At 62.4% G+C, this 18662-nt stretch carries 18 protein-coding genes; 12 read left to right on the top strand and 6 right to left on the bottom strand.

The window, feature by feature from the left end; all coding sequences use genetic code 11:
* Nucleotides 1-6 precede the first annotated feature (6 nt).
* The 11 genes from AB7M25_RS17535 to AB7M25_RS17485 all read left to right on the top strand — a co-directional run bounded on the left by AB7M25_RS17535 (nucleotide 7) and on the right by AB7M25_RS17485 (nucleotide 12180).
* Nucleotides 7-768: a quinoprotein dehydrogenase-associated SoxYZ-like carrier gene (locus AB7M25_RS17535; RefSeq protein WP_429386087.1), complete on the top strand. Its 762-nt coding sequence runs from the start codon at nucleotides 7-9 to the stop codon at nucleotides 766-768.
* A 16-nt stretch (nucleotides 769-784) separates the two neighbouring features.
* Nucleotides 785-1723: a quinoprotein relay system zinc metallohydrolase 1 gene (locus tag AB7M25_RS17530; protein ID WP_454237726.1), complete on the top strand. Its 939-nt coding sequence runs from the start codon at nucleotides 785-787 to the stop codon at nucleotides 1721-1723.
* Nucleotides 1724-1995: 272 nt separating this feature from the next.
* A complete protein-coding gene (locus AB7M25_RS17525; RefSeq protein WP_429518860.1) occupies nucleotides 1996-3771 on the top strand; it encodes a PQQ-dependent methanol/ethanol family dehydrogenase in 1776 nt (591 codons plus the stop codon).
* Between the two features lie 234 nt (nucleotides 3772-4005).
* Nucleotides 4006-5526: an acetaldehyde dehydrogenase ExaC gene (exaC, locus tag AB7M25_RS17520; protein ID WP_454237725.1), complete on the top strand. Its 1521-nt coding sequence runs from the start codon at nucleotides 4006-4008 to the stop codon at nucleotides 5524-5526.
* 262 nt (nucleotides 5527-5788) lie between these two features.
* Nucleotides 5789-5860, top strand: coding sequence for a pyrroloquinoline quinone precursor peptide PqqA (gene pqqA, locus AB7M25_RS17515; RefSeq protein ID WP_003253598.1), 72 nt, complete (start codon nucleotides 5789-5791; stop codon nucleotides 5858-5860).
* Between the two features lie 55 nt (nucleotides 5861-5915).
* The gene (gene pqqB, locus AB7M25_RS17510) at nucleotides 5916-6830 is read left to right on the top strand and encodes a pyrroloquinoline quinone biosynthesis protein PqqB (RefSeq protein WP_429386092.1); all 915 of its coding nucleotides are present in this window, start codon (nucleotides 5916-5918) and stop codon (nucleotides 6828-6830) included.
* Nucleotides 6831-6953: 123 nt separating this feature from the next.
* Nucleotides 6954-7706: a pyrroloquinoline-quinone synthase PqqC gene (gene pqqC / locus AB7M25_RS17505; RefSeq protein ID WP_258681244.1), complete on the top strand. Its 753-nt coding sequence runs from the start codon at nucleotides 6954-6956 to the stop codon at nucleotides 7704-7706.
* Nucleotides 7703-7975, top strand: a complete 273-nt coding sequence (pqqD, locus tag AB7M25_RS17500) for a pyrroloquinoline quinone biosynthesis peptide chaperone PqqD (RefSeq protein WP_007972043.1) — start codon at nucleotides 7703-7705, stop codon at nucleotides 7973-7975. The genes pqqC and pqqD overlap by 4 nt, the downstream gene beginning before the upstream one ends.
* Nucleotides 7953-9095: a pyrroloquinoline quinone biosynthesis protein PqqE gene (pqqE, locus tag AB7M25_RS17495; protein WP_454237724.1), complete on the top strand. Its 1143-nt coding sequence runs from the start codon at nucleotides 7953-7955 to the stop codon at nucleotides 9093-9095. The genes pqqD and pqqE overlap by 23 nt, the downstream gene beginning before the upstream one ends.
* Before the next feature lie 201 nt (nucleotides 9096-9296).
* A complete protein-coding gene (ercA, locus tag AB7M25_RS17490; protein WP_007972176.1) occupies nucleotides 9297-10460 on the top strand; it encodes an alcohol dehydrogenase-like regulatory protein ErcA in 1164 nt (387 codons plus the stop codon).
* Nucleotides 10444-12180, top strand: coding sequence for a PAS domain-containing hybrid sensor histidine kinase/response regulator (locus AB7M25_RS17485; protein WP_454237723.1), 1737 nt, complete (start codon nucleotides 10444-10446; stop codon nucleotides 12178-12180). Before ercA ends, AB7M25_RS17485 begins: the two co-directional genes overlap by 17 nt.
* Here the strand turns inward: AB7M25_RS17485 and AB7M25_RS17480 are convergent.
* The 6 genes from AB7M25_RS17480 to copC all read right to left on the bottom strand — a co-directional run bounded on the left by AB7M25_RS17480 (nucleotide 12156) and on the right by copC (nucleotide 17819).
* A complete protein-coding gene (locus AB7M25_RS17480; protein WP_454237722.1) occupies nucleotides 12156-13046 on the bottom strand; it encodes an aldose 1-epimerase in 891 nt (296 codons plus the stop codon). The two genes, AB7M25_RS17485 and AB7M25_RS17480, sit on opposite strands and share 25 nt — an antisense overlap.
* Before the next feature lie 5 nt (nucleotides 13047-13051).
* Complete coding sequence (locus AB7M25_RS17475; protein WP_454237721.1) at nucleotides 13052-13942, bottom strand: SMP-30/gluconolactonase/LRE family protein; 891 nt, start codon at nucleotides 13940-13942, stop codon at nucleotides 13052-13054.
* 52 nt (nucleotides 13943-13994) lie between these two features.
* On the bottom strand, nucleotides 13995-14819 hold the full coding sequence (locus AB7M25_RS17470; protein WP_429518850.1) for an NAD-dependent epimerase/dehydratase family protein: 825 nt from the start codon (nucleotides 14817-14819) through the stop codon (nucleotides 13995-13997).
* A 256-nt stretch (nucleotides 14820-15075) separates the two neighbouring features.
* Nucleotides 15076-16371: an OprD family porin gene (locus tag AB7M25_RS17465; protein WP_454237720.1), complete on the bottom strand. Its 1296-nt coding sequence runs from the start codon at nucleotides 16369-16371 to the stop codon at nucleotides 15076-15078.
* Between the two features lie 221 nt (nucleotides 16372-16592).
* Nucleotides 16593-17450 carry a copper homeostasis membrane protein CopD gene (gene copD / locus AB7M25_RS17460; RefSeq protein WP_429518849.1) on the bottom strand — a complete coding sequence of 286 codons (858 nt, stop codon included), beginning with the start codon at nucleotides 17448-17450 and terminating at the stop codon, nucleotides 16593-16595.
* A 3-nt stretch (nucleotides 17451-17453) separates the two neighbouring features.
* Nucleotides 17454-17819 carry a copper homeostasis periplasmic binding protein CopC gene (copC, locus tag AB7M25_RS17455; protein WP_454237719.1) on the bottom strand — a complete coding sequence of 122 codons (366 nt, stop codon included), beginning with the start codon at nucleotides 17817-17819 and terminating at the stop codon, nucleotides 17454-17456.
* A 135-nt stretch (nucleotides 17820-17954) separates the two neighbouring features.
* Here copC and AB7M25_RS17450 point away from each other — a divergent pair, with 135 nt between their 5' ends.
* A complete protein-coding gene (locus tag AB7M25_RS17450; protein ID WP_102702465.1) occupies nucleotides 17955-18575 on the top strand; it encodes a TetR/AcrR family transcriptional regulator in 621 nt (206 codons plus the stop codon).
* Nucleotides 18576-18662: the final 87 nt, after the last annotated feature.

Raw genomic sequence — 18662 nt, 5'->3', positions numbered from 1 at the left:
CAGGCGATGAAATGGCGAGGGAGTTGTCTGTGGGCCTGCTGGTTGAGCCTGGCGGCACAGGCTGGCGCGATCGATCCCGGCAAAGACCCGGTGCCATCGGTGATGTGGGCCTTCTATCAGCAGCAGTTTCTGGGCAACACACCGTTCGTTTTCGATGAGCGGGTCAAGCTGCTGGCGCCGCCGTTTGCCGAAGATGCCCGACAGGTGCCGCTGGAAATTGATGCCCGGGCGTTCAAGGGCGATGTGGTGAGAATCCTCGCCTGGGCAGAACTGAATCCGTTGCCGAAAATCGTCGACTTCCAGCCGCTGGATTCGGTTTTGCCCTGGCTGTCGTTGCGCATTCGCATCGAACAGGCCACGCCCTTGCGCGCGGCGGTGTTGACCCGCGACGGCGTGTGGCATGTCGGCTCGACCCTGATTGACGCCGCGGGTGGCGGTTGCACCGCGCCGAGCCTGGTGCGCACCCAGCCGGGCTGGGAGGAGCACATCGGCGAAGTGCTCGGCGGGCGCTATCCCCGGGACGGGTTCAGCCGTTTGCGTTTGCAGGTGGCCCATCCCATGGACAACGGCATGGTCAGCGGCATTCCGGAATTCTTCATCAACCATGCCGAGTTGCGCGACCACAACGAGCAGGTGCTGGCCCGGCTGGAGCTGTTTCCCGCGGTCAGCGAAAACCCCAGCTTGGCCTTCGACATCGAAGGGGCAGGGCAAACGCGCCTGCTGCTGCGGGACAACAGCGGCAATGAGTTCGATGCGTCGATCCCCTGACCCCAAGGAGCGTGGCATGCGCTGGATCCTGTTGATGGTGTTAAGCGTCAGTCTGCCGGCCCTGGCCGATCTCGACTACTCACTCAAGCCCCGGCAGATCGCCCAGGACACCTGGCTGCTGGAAGGCAGCACCGATAATTTCGCCAAGGGCAACGGCGGCAACATCGTCAACACCGCGTTCATCGTCACTGAACGCGGTGTGGTGGTGATCGACACGGGGCCGTCCCGGCGTTACGGCGAAGCGATGCGCAAGGCCATTGCCACCACCACCGACAAACCGGTGATCGAGGTCTTGCTGACCCATCACCACCCGGACCATGTGCTCGGCAATCAAGCCTTCACCGACGTGCCGATCGGCGCCCTGGCCGGCACCACCGAGTTGGTGCACCGGCAAGGCGATGCCATGGCCGAGAATATGTACCGGATGGTCGGCGACTGGATGCGTGGCACCGAAGTGGTGCTGCCGACGCAGACGCTGACACCCGGCGTGAAAAGTTTTGGGAATCACGATTTGCGCTTGCTGAGCCTGGGTGGGCATACGGGCGCGGATCTGGCTATTCTCGACCAGCAAACCGGCGTGCTGTATGCCGGGGACCTGGTGTTTTATCAGCGGGCGCTGACCACGCCCAACAGTCCGGGGCTGTCAGTGTGGCTGGCGGACATCGCGACCCTGCAAGGCTTGCCCTGGACGCAGGTTGTGCCGGGCCATGGGCCGGTGGCCAGTGACCGGCAACCCTTCGAGCAGATGCGCGATTACCTGAGCTGGCTCGATCAGCTCATGCGCGACGGCGCGGCCAATGGCAGTGATATGGCGGAGATGATCCGCAGCCCCATCCCCGAACGCTTCGCCGGGATCAACCTGAGCCGTTATGAACTGATCCGCAGCGTCAGTCATCTGTATCCGCGCTACGAGCGCGAGCGGATGATGCGGGTGGATTCCAACGCAAATAACTGACCCACCCCGATCTAATGTGGGAGCGGGCTTGCTCGCGAAGGCGGAGTGTCAGGCGACATCGATGTTGAATGTGCCGGCCTCTTCGCGAGCAAGCCCGCTCCCACAGGGGACCTGTGTCGGGTACAAATCGCTGCTCATCTCCTCCGACCCTGTACCAAGGAACTAGCAATCTCCTCATTGCGGGCAATTGTTGCCAGGGCGGCGGCGCCCAAGAATCTGCACCAGACCGGGAAAATTTCCGGACATAACAAAAATCCGCAGAGGAAGCCGTCATGACTCAACCCGCACGTCGCCAGCCCTTCGTCTTGAGCCTGCTGCTCAGTGCCATGCTGTTGTCCGGCCAGGCATTGGCCGGGGTTTCCGACCAGGACATTCTCCAGGACCCGAAGAACCCGGAACAGGTCGTGACCAACGGCCTCGGCGTTCAAGGGCAGCGCTACAGCCCGCTGGATATTCTCAACGTCGACAACGTCAAGGAGCTGCGCCCGGCCTGGGCGTTTTCCTTCGGCGGTGAAAAGCAGCGGGGCCAGCAAGCGCAGCCGATGGTCAAGGACGGCGTGATGTACATGACCGGTTCCTACTCCCGGGTCTTCGCCGTGGATGCGCGCACCGGCAAGAAACTCTGGCAATACGATGCGCGCCTGCCCGATGACATCCGCCCTTGCTGCGACGTGATCAACCGTGGCGTTGCGCTGTATGGCGACCTGGTGATCTTCGGCACCCTCGACGCCAAGCTCGTGGCGCTGAACAAGGACACCGGCAAGGTGGTGTGGAGCAAGAAAGTCGCCGACCACAAGGAAGGCTACTCGATCAGCGCCGCGCCGCTGGTGATCAACGGCAAGCTGATTACCGGCGTGGCCGGTGGCGAGTTCGGCGTGGTGGGCAAGATCGAGGCCTACGACCCGAAAAACGGTGAGCTGCTGTGGACCCGGCCGACGGTCGAAGGCCATATGGGCTACGTCTATAAGGACGGCAAAGCCGTGGAAAACGGTATCTCCGGCGGCGAGGCGGGCAAGACCTGGCCGGGCGATCTCTGGAAAACCGGCGGTGCGGCCCCTTGGCTTGGCGGTTATTACGACCCGGAAACCAACCTGCTGCTGTTCGGTACCGGCAACCCGGCGCCGTGGAACTCGCACCTGCGCCCTGGCGACAACCTTTACTCCTCGTCGCGCCTGGCGCTCAACCCGGATGACGGCACCATCAAATGGCACTTCCAGAGCACGCCCCACGACGGTTGGGACTACGACGGCGTGAACGAGCTGGTGTCGTTCAACTACAGCGAAGGCGGCAAGGAGATCAAGGCGGCGGCCACGGCCGACCGTAACGGTTTCTTCTACGTGCTGGATCGGACCAACGGCAAATTCATCCGTGGCTTCCCGTTCGTGGACAAGATCACCTGGGCCACCGGCCTGGATAAGGACGGACGGCCGATCTACAACGAAGCCAGCCGACCCGGCGCCCCGGGTTCGGAAGTCAAGGGCAGCTCGGTGTTCGTGGCGCCGGCGTTCCTCGGCGCGAAAAACTGGATGCCGATGGCCTACAACCGGGACACCGGGTTGTTCTATGTGCCGTCCAACGAATGGGGCATGGACATCTGGAACGAAGGCATCGCCTACAAGAAAGGCGCGGCGTTCCTCGGCGCCGGCTTCACCATCAAACCGCTCAACGAAGACTACATCGGCGTGCTGCGGGCCATCGATCCGAAAACCGGCAAGGAAGTCTGGCGTCACAAGAACTACGCGCCGTTGTGGGGCGGGGTGCTGACCACCAAGGGCAACCTGGTGTTCACCGGCACGCCTGAAGGCTTCCTGCAGGCGTTCAACGCCAAGACCGGCGAAAAGGTCTGGGAATTCCAGACCGGCTCCGGCGTGCTCGGCTCGCCCGTGACCTGGGAAATGGACGGCGAACAGTACGTCTCGGTGCTCTCCGGCTGGGGCGGCGCGGTACCGCTGTGGGGCGGCGAAGTGGCCAAGCGGGTGAAGGACTTCAACCAAGGCGGCATGCTCTGGACGTTCAAGCTGCCCAAGGACCTTGTAGCCAAGCACTGATCCCACGTCGACCGCATAACCCCTGTAGGAGCGAGCTTGCTCGCGTGGACCTGAGAACACCGAGGGGTGTCAGGTGCCCAGCGTCATCGTTGACGACCATCGCGAGCAAGCTCGCTCCTACTAAATAACGAGAGCCCCTCCTGCCAACGACGCATTCGTCTGGCACGCGGGGCTCTCTAGTATCGGCTCATCGCCTGTCAGTACGACAGGCATCGACCCAGACAGAGGCCCACCATGATCTACGCACAACCCGGAACCCCAGGCGCCGTCATCACCTTCAAACCGCGCTACGGCAACTTCATCGGTGGCGAGTTCATTGCCCCGATCAATGGCGAGTACTTCACCAACACCTCGCCGGTCAACGGTGAAGTGATCGCCGAGTTCCCGCGCTCCAGCGCCGCCGACATCGACAAGGCCCTCGACGCCGCCCATGCCGCTGCCGACGCCTGGGGCAAGACCTCGGCCCAGGACCGCTCCCTGGTGCTGCTGAAAATCGCCGACCGCATCGAGCAGAACCTTGAGGTCCTGGCCGTCACCGAAACCTGGGACAACGGCAAGGCCGTGCGCGAAACCCTGAACGCCGACGTACCGCTGGCGGCCGACCACTTCCGTTACTTCGCCGGCTGCATCCGTGCCCAGGAAGGCGGGGCTGCCGAGATCAACGAGCTGACCACGGCCTATCACTTCCATGAGCCCCTGGGCGTGGTCGGGCAGATCATTCCGTGGAACTTCCCGCTGCTGATGGCCGCCTGGAAACTCGCACCGGCGCTCGCCGCCGGCAACTGCATCGTGCTCAAGCCTGCCGAGCAAACGCCGCTGTCGATCATGGTCTTCGCCGAGCTGATCGCTGACCTTCTGCCAGCGGGCGTGCTGAACATCGTCCAGGGCTTCGGTCGCGAAGCCGGCGAGGCCCTGGCCAGCAGCAAGCGCATCGCCAAGATCGCCTTCACCGGTTCGACCCCGGTGGGTGCGCACATCATGCATTGCGCCGCCGAGAACATCATTCCGAGCACCGTCGAACTGGGTGGCAAGTCGCCGAACATCTTCTTCGAAGACATCATGAACGCGGAACCGGCGTTCATCGAAAAAGCCGCCGAAGGCCTGGTGCTGGCGTTCTTCAACCAGGGCGAAGTCTGCACCTGCCCGTCCCGGGCGCTGGTGCAGGAGTCGATCTACGAGCCGTTCATGGCCGAGGTGATGAAGAAGATCGTCAAAATCAAGCGCGGCAACCCGCTGGACACCGAGACCATGGTCGGCGCCCAGGCGTCCGAGCAGCAGTACGACAAGATCCTCTCGTACCTGACCATTGCCCAGGAGGAGGGCGCCGAGCTGCTCACCGGCGGCGCGGCTGAACGCCTGGAGGGCGACCTGTCCAGCGGTTACTACATCCAGCCGACCCTGCTCAAGGGCCACAACAAGATGCGCGTGTTCCAGGAAGAAATCTTCGGCCCGGTGGTGGGTGTCACCACCTTCAAGGACGAAGCCGAAGCCCTGGCGATTGCCAACGACAGCGAGTTCGGCCTCGGCGCCGGCCTGTGGACCCGCGACATCAATCGCGCCTATCGCATGGGCCGGGCGATCAAGGCCGGACGGGTGTGGACCAACTGCTACCACCTGTACCCGGCGCACGCCGCGTTCGGCGGGTACAAGAAGTCCGGCGTCGGCCGGGAAAACCACAAGATGATGCTCGATCACTATCAGCAGACCAAAAACCTGCTGGTGAGCTACGACATCAATCCGCTGGGGTTCTTCTGACTTCGCACTAACGACAACCACCCTGTAGGAGCGAGCTTGCTCGCGATGGACGTCAACGATGACGCGTTCTGTCTGTATGCACGCGGTGTCTTCACGTCCTTCGCGAGCAAGCTCGCTCCTACAGCGTTTGTGCGTTCATGTCGACCGCACACCCCCTACCAAATCACCCCGCCAACTCCTTCGAAAGTAGCATTCGGGCGCCCGATGCCCCGTGCATTAATGGCACTACCGGAATCACCCGGCACAAGAAGAGGAATGACCCATGTGGACTAAACCCGCGTTTACCGATCTGCGCATTGGCTTCGAAGTGACGATGTATTTCGCCAACCGTTGATTGATCACCCGGCCAGCCGATGGGTTGGCCGGGCCTGCCTTCTGGAGCATCCGCCATGCACATCCGCGTACTCGGTTCCGCCGCTGGCGGTGGTTTTCCGCAATGGAACTGCAACTGTCGCCAGTGCGCCGGTGTGCGCAATGGCAGCCTGCGGGCCCAGCGCCGTACGCAGTCGTCGATTGCCTTGAGTGACGACGGTGTGGAGTGGGTACTGTGCAACGCGTCACCGGACATTCGCGCGCAACTCGAAAGTTTTGCACCACTGCAACCGGCGCGGCGCCTGCGTGACAGCGCTATCGCCGGCATCGTGCTGCTGGACAGCCAGATCGACCATTGCACCGGTTTGCTCAGCTTGCGCGAAGGCTGCCCCCATGACGTTTGGTGCACCGAGCGTGTGCATCAGGACCTGAGCAGCGGTTTCCCGTTGTTCAACATGCTCGGACACTGGAACGGCGGATTGCACTGGCAACCGGTCAGCCTCGATCGCCAGCCGTTCGGCATCCCGGCCTGCGGGCATTTGCAATTTCGTGCGATCCCCCTGGTGAGCAACGCGCCGCCGTATTCACCCAATCGCGGCAACCCGCAACCGGGCGACACCATTGGCCTGTTCGTTGAAGACCTGCGCAACGGCGCGTCGCTGTTCTATGCGCCGGGCCTTGGCCGAATCGACGATGAAGTGCTGGGCTGGATGCAGCGTGCCGATTGCCTGTTGCTGGACGGCACCCTGTGGCGCGACGACGAGATGCGTCTCTGCGAAGTCGGCCAGAGCCTGGGCAGCGAAATGGGGCACCTCCCACAAAGCGGCCCCGGCGGGATGCTGGACGTACTGGAGGGTTTCAACCGCCAGCGCAAGGTGCTGATCCACATCAACAACACCAATCCCATTCTCGATGAAGACTCGGCCGAGCGGGCGCTGCTGGAGCGGCGGGGGATCGAAGTGGCTTATGACGGCATGAGTATTGAGCTGTAGCGAAGGACGCCTTCGCGGGCAAGCCCGCTCCCACAGGTTTTGTGGACACTGCCGAACCCTGTGGGAGCGGGCTTGCCCGCGAAGAGGCCGGAACAGACACCGAAGATTCCCCGGAGACCCGCAATGACCGACACCCCCCTGTCCCCCAGCGAATTCGAAGCCGCCCTGCGCGCCAAGGGCGCCTACTACCACATCCACCATCCTTTCCATCAGGCCATGTACGCCGGCCGCGCCAGCCGCGAGCAGATCCAGGGCTGGGTCGCCAATCGCTTCTACTATCAGATCAACATTCCCCTGAAGGACGCCGCGATTCTCGCCAACTGCCCGGACCGCGACGTGCGCCGCGAGTGGCTGCAACGGATTCTCGACCACGACGGCGTCCCCGGCAGCGAGGGCGGTATCGAAGCCTGGCTGCGCCTGGGCGAAGCCGTGGGCCTGGATCGCGAGCAGATCCTCTCCCAGGAGCTGGTGCTGCCCGGTGTGCGTTTCGCGGTGGACGCCTACGTCAATTTCGCCCGTCGCGCCTGCTGGCAGGAAGCGGCCAGCAGTTCGCTGACCGAACTCTTTGCCCCACAGATCCATCAGTCTCGACTCGACGCCTGGCCGACCCATTACCCGTGGATCGACGTCGCCGGCTACGACTACTTCCGCACGCGCCTGAGCCAGGCGCGGCGCGATGTCGAGCATGGGTTGCGCATCACCCTGGCGCACTACGTGACGGCCGAGGGGCAACAACGCATGCTGGAGATCCTGCAATTCAAGCTCGACGTGCTGTGGAGCATGCTCGATGCCATGAGCATGGCCTACGAACTTGCGCGCCCGCCGTATCACACGGTTACAGGCGACAATGTCTGGCACCGGGGGATCGCCCTGTGAGCCTGATCGATCGCCAGCAGTCACCGGCCTTGCGTCGCGGTTTTCGTCTGCAATGGGAGCCTCGTCAGGACTGCCACGTGCTGCTGTACCCCGAAGGCATGATCAAGCTCAACGCCAGTGCCGGGCAGATTCTCGACCTAGTGGACGGCCAGCGCAGTGTGGCGGCGATCATTGAGCGATTGAGCGCGAATTTCCCCGGCGTACCCGGGATCGACGAAGACGTGCTGGCGTTTCTGGAGGTGGCCCATGCGCAATTCTGGATCGAGTGAGACGCTTCCCGGCCCCCCGTTGTGGCTGCTCGCCGAGCTGACTTACCGCTGTCCGTTGCAGTGTCCCTATTGCTCCAATCCGTTGGACTTTGCCCGGCACGACGAGGAACTGAGCACACAAGAATGGATTCGCGTATTCCGCGAGGCGCGGGACATGGGCGCCGCGCAATTGGGCTTTTCCGGTGGTGAGCCATTGGTGCGTCAGGACCTCGCCGAACTGATCAAGGCCGCCCGGGACATGGGCTACTACACCAATCTGATCACCTCCGGCATCGGCCTGACCGAGCAGAAGGTGCGCGACTTCAAGGTGGCCGGGCTGGACCATATCCAGATCAGCTTCCAGGCCGCCGATGAAGCGGTGAACAACATGCTCGCCGGTTCGCGCAAGGCCTTTGCCCAGAAACTCGCCATGGCCCGTGCGGTGAAAGCCCAGGGCTATCCGATGGTGCTGAACTTCGTCACCCATCGGCACAACATCGACCGGATCGCGCAGATCATCGAGCTGTGCCTGGAGCTGGAAGCGGACTTTGTCGAATTGGCCACCTGCCAGTTCTATGGCTGGGCTGAACTCAACCGCGTCGGCCTGCTGCCCACCCGTGAGCAATTGCAGCGTGCCGAGCGCATCACTAACCAATACCGCGAACGCCTTGAAGCCCAGGGCCACCCGTGCAAGCTGATCTTCGTCACCCCGGACTACTACGAGGAACGTCCCAAGACCTGCATGAACGGCTGGGCCAACCTGTTTCTCGACATCACCCCCGACGGCACGGCCTTGCCTTGCCACAGCGCCCGGCAGTTGCCGGTAGCGTTTCCCAACGTGCGCGAGCACAGCCTCTCGCACATCTGGAACGACTCGTTCGGCTTCAATCGTTTTCGCGGCGACGACTGGATGAAGGAGCCGTGCCGCTCCTGCGACGAAAAGCACAAGGACCTGGGAGGGTGCCGCTGCCAGGCCTTCATGCTGACCGGCGATGCCGCCAATGCCGACCCGGTGTGCAGCAAGTCGCCGCACCACGGTGTGATCCTCAAGGCCCGTGAGGACGCCGAGGCGCCGGGGCTGGGGATGGAGCATCTGACATTGCGCAACGCGAAGGCTTCGCAGCTGATCTATCGCGGCTAACCCGAACGACACAACCGCCTGTAGGAGCGAGCTTGCTCGCGATGGAGTGTCAGAAAAATGAGTGTCGACTGACACACCATCGCGAGCAAGCTCGCTCCTACAGGGGGGCTGTGGTGAATCCAGCCATTGGTCTGATTGCATTCACGGCAGGATGGTTTAGTGTGGTTTCTACCTTCCAGAACAATAAAAACAGGCTTTCCAATGAGCCAGAGTCTCAACCAGCTGCGCAAGTTCGTTTCCCCTGAAATCATCTTCGGTGCCGGTAGCCGGCACAGTGTCGGCAATTACGCCAAGACCTTTGGTGCACGCAAGGTCCTGGTGGTCAGTGACCCCGGCGTGATCGCCGCCGGTTGGGTCGCCGATGTCGAGGCCAGCCTGCAGGCGCTGGGCATCGAATACTGCCTGTACAGCGATGTCTCGCCGAACCCTCGGGTTGAAGAGGTGATGCTCGGTGCCGAGATGTACCGGGAAAACCACTGCGACGTGATCGTCGCCGTGGGTGGCGGCAGCCCGATGGACTGCGGCAAAGGCATCGGCATTGTCGTCGCCCATGGCCGCAGCATTCTCGATTTCGAGGGCGTGGACACCATCCGCGTGCCCAGCCCGCCGCTGATCCTGATTCCGACCACCGCCGGCACCTCGGCCGATGTCTCGCAATTCGTGATCATTTCCAACCAGCAGGAGCGCATGAAGTTCTCCATCGTCAGCAAGGCCGTGGTGCCGGACGTTTCGCTGATCGACCCGGAAACCACCCTGAGCATGGATCCGTTCCTGTCGGCCTGTACCGGCATCGACGCCTTGGTACATGCCATCGAAGCCTTCGTGTCCACCGGCCACGGGCCGCTGACCGACCCCCACGCGCTGGAGGCGATGCGCCTGATCAATGGCAACCTGGTGCAGATGATCGCCAACCCGAGCGACATTGCCCTGCGCGAGAAGATCATGCTCGGCAGCATGCAGGCCGGGCTGGCGTTCTCCAACGCCATCCTGGGCGCCGTGCATGCCATGTCCCACAGCCTCGGCGGCTTTCTCGACCTGCCCCACGGCCTGTGCAACGCGGTGCTTGTCGAGCATGTGGTGGCCTTCAATTACAACTCGGCACCAGAGCGCTTCAAGGTAATCGCCGAGACGTTCGGCATCGACTGCCGGGGCCTGAATCACCGGCAGATCTGCGGGCGCCTGGTCGAACACCTGATCGCCCTCAAGCACGCCATCGGCTTTCACGAAACCCTCGGTTTGCATGGCGTCAGGACCTCGGACATTCCGTTCCTGTCGCAGCATGCGATGCACGATCCGTGCATCCTGACCAACCCGCGCGAATCCAGCCAGCGTGATGTCGAGGTCGTCTATGGCGAAGCCCTCTGACGAGCAACAACGGGCCCTGACCGGGCTGCTGGGGCTGGGCAGCCATTCGGCGCGCAAGAGTCATTACCCGGAACTGGCCGCGCGCCTGGATGATCTGGAAGCCGAGCGCAACCGCTACAAGTGGTTGTTCGAAAACGCGGTGCACGGGATCTTCCAGGCCAGCCTGCACGATGGCATGCGCGCCGCCAACCCGGCGCTGGCACACATGCTCGGCTACCAGGACCCGCAGGAGGTGCTGTTCTCCCTGACCGACCTGGCCAGCACCCTGTTCGTCGACGGCGCGCAGGAACTGGAAGCCATCGGCGAAATCCTCAGGCACCAGCGCAGCCTGCACGGCTATGAAACCCGCTTGCGGCGCAAGGACGGCAGTCACCTGGATGTGTTGATGAACCTGCTGCTCAAGCCCGGCCAGGAAGGCCTGGTGGAAGGGTTCGTCTCCGATATCACCGAGCGCAAGCTGGCCCAGCGACGTTTGCAGCAACTCAATGACGAACTGGAGCAGCGCGTCGTCGCGCGCACCGATGAATTGCTCGAAGCCAACCGTAACCTTCAGCAGCAGATCACCCAGCGTAAACAGATTGCCAAGGCCTTGCGCGATGCCCGCGATGCCGCCGAGGCCGCCAACCACAGCAAGGACAAATACCTCGCCGCCGCCAGCCACGACCTGCTGCAACCGCTGAACGCCGCGCGGTTACTGATTTCGACCTTGCGCGAACGCAAGTTGCCGGAAGCCGAACAGGTGCTGGTGGAACGCACTCACCAGGCCCTGGAAGGGGCCGAAGACCTGCTGACGGATCTGCTGGACATTTCCCGGCTCGATCAGGCCGCGGTCAAGCCGGACATCGCGTTGTACCGCCTCGACGAACTGCTGGGGCCTCTGGTGTCGGAGTTCCAGTCCGTCGCCCAGGCAGCCGGTTTGAACCTGCGGGTGCACATGGCCGATTACGCCATCAGCACCGACTTGCGCCTGATGACGCGGATCCTGCGCAACTTCCTCAGCAATGCCTGCCGCTACACCGATGACGGCAGCATCCTGCTGGCGGCAAGGCGTCGGGGCGAGATGTTGCGCCTGGAGGTCTGGGACACCGGGCGTGGCATCGCCGCCGACCGGCTCGATTCGATCTTCCTCGAGTTCAACCAACTGGACGTCGGCCGCGCCGCCGACCGCAAGGGCGTGGGCCTGGGGTTGGCGATTGTCGAGCGCATCGCCAAGATCCTTGGCTACAGGATTGGCGTTCACTCGTTGCCGGGGCGGGGTTCGATGTTCAGCATCGAGGTGCCGTTATCCGACGAGGTTCCATTGCCCGTGAGCCAGGCGGTGCCACAGCCGGGCACCGGCAACCCGTTGCCGGGACGCCGTTTACTGGTGATCGACAACGAAGTGAGCATTCTCCAAAGCATGGGCGCGTTGCTCGGGCAGTGGGGCTGCGACGTTCTGGTCGCCACCGATGAAGCGGCTGCACTGGCGGCGTTAGGCGGGCAGGCGCCGGAACTGATTCTCGCGGACTACCACCTCGATCACGGGGTGGTCGGCTGTGATGTGGTGCGACATTTGCGCGAACATTTCCACCAGGACATTCCCGCGGTGATCATTACTGCCGACCGCACCGACCATTGTCGGCGTGCGTTGCAGCGGCTCAACGCGCCCTTGCTGAACAAACCGGTGAAGCCCGGCAAGTTGCGAGCGGTGTTGAGTCAACTGTTGGGGGCATCAGCCTGAAACGGCCGATACTGCAGGGTCAAGCCCAGTTCGGTGGCTTGACCTTGCTCCAGCAAACGCAACCCCGGCCGACCGGGCAGGTGGTGCGCGTTGACCGGGTGGCTCACCGGTTCGATGCAGAAAAATTCCAGGCCCACGGGGCAGTAGAGCAGGTAGTAATCGCTGCCGGTGGCCTGGCAGTCCAGTTCGTATCCGAGGTCGGGCTGGCGGATCAGGCAATGGCCGTTCCATTCGCAGAAGCCGTTGTCCACGAGCGATTCGGGCAATGGCTTGAGCTGCTGAAAATCCCACTCGACCGGCAATGCGCTGAGTTGCGTCGGTAGCTTTTTCTCATTGCACAACCATACCTCGCGAGCTGCGGCCTGCAGTCGGGTGTTGGCGGTGCGCGGCAGATACGGATGCAGTCCCAGTCCATGCCAGGCCGCGTGTTCGGCCAGATGCGTAACGCTCAATTCGATGCTCAACTTGCCCGCGTTCAAATGGAAACGTTGCCGGGCGCGATAAGCGAAGGGGGGTGTGCTGTCGAGTTGCAGGACCACTTCATTTTCCGACCGGGAAACCACATCCCACGCCTGCTGCCAGGCGCTGCCGTGAATCGGCAGGGGATCGGTGAGGCTGTTGGGCGCCAATGCCAGCCAGCCATCGGGGCAATCGAAGCCGCCTTCGGCGATGCGGTTGGACCAGGGGATCAAGGGAAAGCAGCCGAGCTTGCCGGGCAGGCCGGTGTTCAGGGCGTGCTCATCGGCGTGGCGCAGCAAGGGCTGGCCGCTGCTGCGCACGGTCCAGTTGACGATACTGGCGCCGAGTTCGGGGGCGAGGTTCAGGTGAGTGTATTCGTCTTCGAGTTCGAGAAGTGCGGGCGTCATCGTCGTCACTGATCCTGAAATCGCGGTTCCGCCAAGCCCTTCACGCCAGGATCGAGCGCGAACACGCCCCCGGCCAGTGATTGCGGGTCATGGTCGTCGCCGGGGCGGATCGAGGTCACGAACAGCGTGTCCAGTCGAGAGCCACCAAAGGCGCACATGGTGGGTTTTTTCACCGGTACCGCGAGGGAGCGGTCAAGTCGGCCGTCGGGGGTAAAACGGTGAATCAAGCCGGCGTCGTTGGCGCAAATCCAGTAGCAGCCATCGGCGTCGACCGCCGCACCGTCGGGTCGACCTTCGTGCCGGTTCATGTCAACGAACACGCGGCGGTTGGAAGGGGTGCCGGTTTCGGTGTCGTAGTCGAAGGCCCAGATCTGCTGGATCTGCGGGTGGGAGTCGGACAGGTACATCGTGCGCCCGTCCGGGCTGAAGCCCAGGCCGTTGGGCACGATGAACCCGTTCAGTCGGGAATCGAGCGGCCCGCGTTGCCCGGCGCTGTAGCGGTACAACGTACCGTTGGCGGCGTTGGCGCCCATGTTCAGCACCATGCTGCCGGCCCAGAAGCGTCCCTGACGATCGCAGCGGCCGTCGTTCAGGCGCATGTCGGCGCGGGCATGCTCGACGTGGGCCAAGGGTTCACTGTCGAGGCTGCCGTCGTTGTGCGGATGCAGGCGGAAGAACCCGCTTTCCATGCCGGCGACCCAGCCGCTGTCGGCATGACGCGCGATGCAAGCGAGCATCTGCGGGGTTTTCCAGGTATCCACCTGCCCGGTGTCGGTACGCCAGCGCTGTAAACCGCCGGCGGGAATATCGACCCAGTACAGAGCGCTTTCTTCAGGCACCCAGACCGGGCTTTCACCGACTGCGTTGCGGGCGTCGACAATCAATTCAGCTTGCATGGCAACTCATTCCCTTGGTTTTTGTTGTGGGGATCAAGCGGGGCGCAAAGGTTCAGTCACCGAACGGGCCGGCTACGCAGAAGGCGCCGCCCTGATACAGCCGCGCCGGGTCATCGGCGGCAGGCATCGGCTGGGCTTCGATTTTTTCGCGGAACTGTTCGGAGCTGTCCTGCGCGACAAAACCCAGGGCCGTAGCGTAGCGGTTGTCCCACCAGACGTCCTTGTTGTCGGACACGCCGTAGACCACGGTGTGGCCGACGTTCGGGGTGTACAAGGCGCGTTCGAGCAGTTGCGTCAGGTCGCCGAAACTCAGCCAGGTGCTCATCATCCGCCGATTGTGCGGCTCGGGGAACGAGGAGCCGATGCGCACGCTGACGGTCTCGATGCCATAGCGGTCGAAGTAGAACGTGGCCATGTCTTCGCCGTAGGACTTGGACAGGCCGTAGTAGCTGTCCGGGCGGCGAGGGGAGTGGGCGTCGATGACTTCGTCCTGCCGGTAGAAGCCGATCACATGGTTGGAACTGGCGAAGATCACCCGCTTCACCCCGTGGCGGCGCGCGGCTTCATAGATGTGGAACACGCCGCAGATGTTGGCGCCGAGGATCTCTTCGAACGAGTGCTCGGTCGACACGCCGCCGAAGTGCAGGATCGCGTCCACGCCTTCGACCAGTTGATGCACCGCTTGCTTGTCGGCGAGGTCGCACGGCATCACTTCTTCGCGATCATCGATGGCGGGCGCGATGTCGGCGATGTCCGACAGGCGAATGACATTGGCGTAAGGGCGCAGGCTTTCGCGCAGGACTTTGCCGAGGCCACCGGCGGCGCCGGTCAGCAGCAGGCGGTTGAAAGGGGGGCGGGTGGTTGCTGTGGTCGTCATGGGAATCCTGGGGCGCGGTTGTTGTTTTTGATTTGTTGTAGGTTGTCGTATGACTTGGTTGAAGTATCGTTAGGCTTTCCGCTGCTTGTCAACGCGGCATGAGTGGAAATTGACGGAGGGTCGTCCTGTCCGTCCTGTAGGAGCGAGCTTGCTCGCGATGGTCGTCAACGATAACGCTGGAAACCTGATACCCCGTGGCGTCGGGTTCATCGCGAGCAAGCTCGCTCCTACAGGGGCTGGTGTTGATGCCTACGATTTACAACAACGAAATCGGGTAGCTGATGAAAATGCGGTTTTCATCGAATTCGTTGGTGCTGAAACTCTTGCGGATGCTCGCGTTACGCCATTTCACGTTGAGGTTTTTCAGCGCACCGCTCTGCACCGTGTAGGCCAGTTCGGATTCGCGACCCCATTCCTTGCCGTCGGTGATGGCGCCGGTGTGCACGTTGTCACCACTGATGTAGCGGTTCATCAGGGTCAGGCCGGGAATGCCGAGGGCGACGAAGTTGTAGTCGTGGCGCACCTGCCAGGATTTCTCCCGGGCGTTGTCATAGCTGGAGTTGTAGCTGTCGTTGGCCAGGGTGCCGCCGCTGGTGCCGTTGACCCGCATCCACACATCGTCGCCGGTGAGTTTTTGCAGGCCGACATAGAAGGTGCTGCCGCCATATTTGGCCGAGAGCAGGGCAAACGCGGTCTTGTTGTCGAGGTCACCGGCCTTGGCGCTGCCGTCTTCCTTGCCGATGAAGTAGCCCAGGTTGGCGCCCAGGGTCCAGTCGCCGACGGGCTGGCTGTGGGTCAGGTTGAAGTATTGCTGCTGGTAAATGTCGCTGAGTTCCGAGTACCAGACGCCGACCTGGGTGCGCTTTTCATTGAACGCGTATTCACCGCCGCCGAAGTTGAAACGGTCGGAGGTGAACGCCGTTTTTCCGTTCATGAACATGTCTTCCATGCTCGCGTCGTTGCGCGGGCTGTTTTTCTGGAATTGACCGCCATACAGCGTCAAGCCGCTGATTTCGGCGGACGTCACCTGGGCGCCCTGGAAGGTCTGCGGCAGTGAGCGGCCATCGTCGGAGCGCAGGATCGGCAGTACCGGCATCCATTCGCCGACCTTCAATTCGGTTTTTGAAATCTTGCCTTTGAGCGCCACGCCCAGGCGGCCGAAATTGTCGGCCGGGCGGCCGTCGTCGTGGATCGGCAACAGTTGCGTGCCGCCAGTGCCCTTGCCGCCATCGAGCTTCTGCGAGTACAGGCCCAGTACGTCTACACCGAAGCCAACGGTGCCCTGGGTGAACCCGGACCTGGCATCGAGGATGAAGTTTTGCGTCCACTCTTCAGCCTTGCCCTGGGGGTAGGCCGGGTTGATGTAATTGCGGTTGAAGTAGGCGTTGCGCAGGTTCAGCGTGGCCTTGGCGTCGTCGGTGAAACCTGCGGCCTGGCCGGTGATGGGCAAGGCGAGGGCCAGCCCGCTGCAGCCGATCAGGCTCAGGGTATGACGACGAGAAAGGTTTAAACGCGATGAACGGACGGACGAATTGCGGACGAGCTTGCTCACTGTGACGCTCCCTTGTTTCTTGTTTTTATTGTTGTCATACGTCGTCGTACAACATTGGGGGCGATATTTGCGGGATTTTTGTGGGTTGTCAATCGGAAGTTGTACGATGACTTGGTACTGTGGGAGCGGGCTTGCTCGCGAAGGCGTCGTAACATCCAACATAGATATTGCCTGTGCTGGCGCCTTCGCGAGCAAGCCCGCTCCCACAAGGGAATGGAGTGTCAGCTGGAAATCATGGGGGGCAGGGTACCCAGCAGCGAAACCGCCGCCACTGCACCAAGCCCCAGCATCCACTCCAACATCACGCTGGTGCGCAATGCTTGCAGGCGCTGCTCGCAATCATTGATCCGCAAGCGATTGAACAAAGCCAGGCCGAGCATCGTCGCCACCAACGTAGCCTTGATCAACAGGATCAAGGCAAACCCGCTGAACAACGGCGTCGGCCAGAACGCCCCGGTGAGCACCCTTACATTGATCAGCCCGGTGATCAGCAACCCGGCGACCAGGCCGTAACCGACGCCGCTGAAACGCTGCAACATCACGCGGATCGAATGCCCCGCAGGCTGTCGCAGAATCATCACCAGTAACAACAGGCCGCCGAGCCAGGCACCCACGCAGAACAAGTGGATCAGTTGATTGAGGATCAGCAACTGGCCTGCGCTGCCATCGAGCATGGCGCCGTGGCCGACCGGGGCCAGGGTGGCCAGCAGCAGGCCGCTGAGGCTCAGGCGCAGTGCAAGGCTTGTGCGCAAGGGTGTCAGCAGCAACGCCACCAGCGCGAGGTTAATCAGCAAATGCCAGCGCCAGACCTGGCCGAAAAAGGTATTGCCCAGCACCCGGTACAGGGTCGACGGATCGAAGGCCGCGTCCCAGGCCCCGGCCATGCTCGCGGTAATCAGCAACAACCAGCAGACCCCGCTGGCCAGCGCCACCACGGCCAGCCAGCGGCAGGTGCGTGCCAGGCGCTGATCCAGTGCGCTTTCGTCACTCGATAGCAAGGGCCTGAACAGCCAGGCCCCGAACAGCATCAGCACCACGATGAAATGCAGGAAGCGGCACAGCACCAGCGCACTCGCCATGAGTTACTGGCCAACCTTGAAGGCGTAGGCTCCTTCGCTTTTGTGGGTGTCGACCGATACCGCATGCCATTCGACCTTGTAGGCGCCGGCGGTCAGCGGCGCGGCGGGGGTGACGACCAGGGTTTTCTTGTCGCTGCCTTCGGTGGTCAACGCTTTCACCGCCACCGGTGCGCCATCCCGGGTCAGGGTGACTTTGGTGAAACTGGCCTCGACACCCTCGGAGAACTCCAGGCGCAATTGCGTGGGTGCGGTCACGGTGCTGTCGGCGGCCGGTGTCTGGCTTTTCAGGTGGGCGTGGGCCAACACCGAAGAAGCGGCGAGCAGCGAGCCGAGCAGGACCGTGATGGTCAGGGTTTTCTTGAGCAGCATCGTGAGTACCTCAGGCAGTTTCCAAGTGCGCTGAGTTTAGCTTTCCGACAGCGGCTGTACGAAGATTCGTTTTACCCTGTCGCCGCAGTCCAGAGCGGATGCTAGTCTTGCTCAACGCTGTTGTCGGGGACCCGCATGGGCAATCACAAGATCGAGATTCGTCGCAGTAACGTCGAAAAAATCCTGCTGGGGGCGGAAAAGGTCTTCGCTGAAAAGGGCTTCGGCAGCACGGCCATGGCCGACATCGCCGCTGAAGTGCAACTGCCGCGTTCCAACCTGCATTACTACTTCAGCACCAAGACCGAACTGTACAGCGCGGTGCTGTTCGATTTGCTGGAAGTCTGGAAGCAGGACGCGCTGTGCTTCGAGATGTTCGACGACCCGCGCGTGGTGCTCAGCAGCTACATCCGCGCCAAGATGAACCATTCCCGCAGCCGGCCTCATGGTTCGAAAGTCTGGGCCAACGAAATCATCCACGGCGCACCGACCCTCGGCGCAGCGCTGGATGCGAGCCTGTACGACTGGGCCAAGATGAAGGAAGCGAAAATCCGCCAGTGGGTGGACGACAAACGCATCCTGCCGGTGGAGCCGTCGAGCCTGCTGTACATGATCTGGGCCTCGACCCAGCACTATGCCGACTTCGATCACCAGGTGAATATTCTCAACGACCACCAGCCGCTGTCGGACATGCAATTTGAAAAAGCGGTGCAGACGGTGACCAGTGTGATTTTGCGGGGGATCGGGTTGGAGCCCTGAGATTTTTGGTGGTTGTTCGGGACCCATCGCTGGCAAGCCAGCTCCTACAGGTTTATCGCTATCCCTGTAGGAGCTGGCTTGCCAGCG

This window comes from Pseudomonas sp. AP3_22 TE3818, assembly GCF_053628995.1.
This window is presented reverse-complemented; position numbering and strand designations above follow the sequence as displayed.

Coding starts and splice junctions, on each gene's coding strand:
- AB7M25_RS17535 (WP_429386087.1), top strand. CDS start 7: ATGAAATGGCGAGGGAGTTGTCTGTGGGCCTGCTGGTTGAGCCTGGCG.
- AB7M25_RS17530 (WP_454237726.1), top strand. CDS start 785: ATGCGCTGGATCCTGTTGATGGTGTTAAGCGTCAGTCTGCCGGCCCTG.
- AB7M25_RS17525 (WP_429518860.1), top strand. CDS start 1,996: ATGACTCAACCCGCACGTCGCCAGCCCTTCGTCTTGAGCCTGCTGCTC.
- exaC (WP_454237725.1), top strand. CDS start 4,006: ATGATCTACGCACAACCCGGAACCCCAGGCGCCGTCATCACCTTCAAA.
- pqqB (WP_429386092.1), top strand. CDS start 5,916: ATGCACATCCGCGTACTCGGTTCCGCCGCTGGCGGTGGTTTTCCGCAA.
- pqqC (WP_258681244.1), top strand. CDS start 6,954: ATGACCGACACCCCCCTGTCCCCCAGCGAATTCGAAGCCGCCCTGCGC.
- pqqE (WP_454237724.1), top strand. CDS start 7,953: ATGCGCAATTCTGGATCGAGTGAGACGCTTCCCGGCCCCCCGTTGTGG.
- ercA (WP_007972176.1), top strand. CDS start 9,297: ATGAGCCAGAGTCTCAACCAGCTGCGCAAGTTCGTTTCCCCTGAAATC.
- AB7M25_RS17485 (WP_454237723.1), top strand. CDS start 10,444: ATGGCGAAGCCCTCTGACGAGCAACAACGGGCCCTGACCGGGCTGCTG.
- AB7M25_RS17480 (WP_454237722.1), bottom strand. CDS start 13,046: ATGACGCCCGCACTTCTCGAACTCGAAGACGAATACACTCACCTGAAC.
- AB7M25_RS17475 (WP_454237721.1), bottom strand. CDS start 13,942: ATGCAAGCTGAATTGATTGTCGACGCCCGCAACGCAGTCGGTGAAAGC.
- AB7M25_RS17470 (WP_429518850.1), bottom strand. CDS start 14,819: ATGACGACCACAGCAACCACCCGCCCCCCTTTCAACCGCCTGCTGCTG.
- copD (WP_429518849.1), bottom strand. CDS start 17,450: ATGGCGAGTGCGCTGGTGCTGTGCCGCTTCCTGCATTTCATCGTGGTG.
- copC (WP_454237719.1), bottom strand. CDS start 17,819: ATGCTGCTCAAGAAAACCCTGACCATCACGGTCCTGCTCGGCTCGCTG.
- AB7M25_RS17450 (WP_102702465.1), top strand. CDS start 17,955: ATGGGCAATCACAAGATCGAGATTCGTCGCAGTAACGTCGAAAAAATC.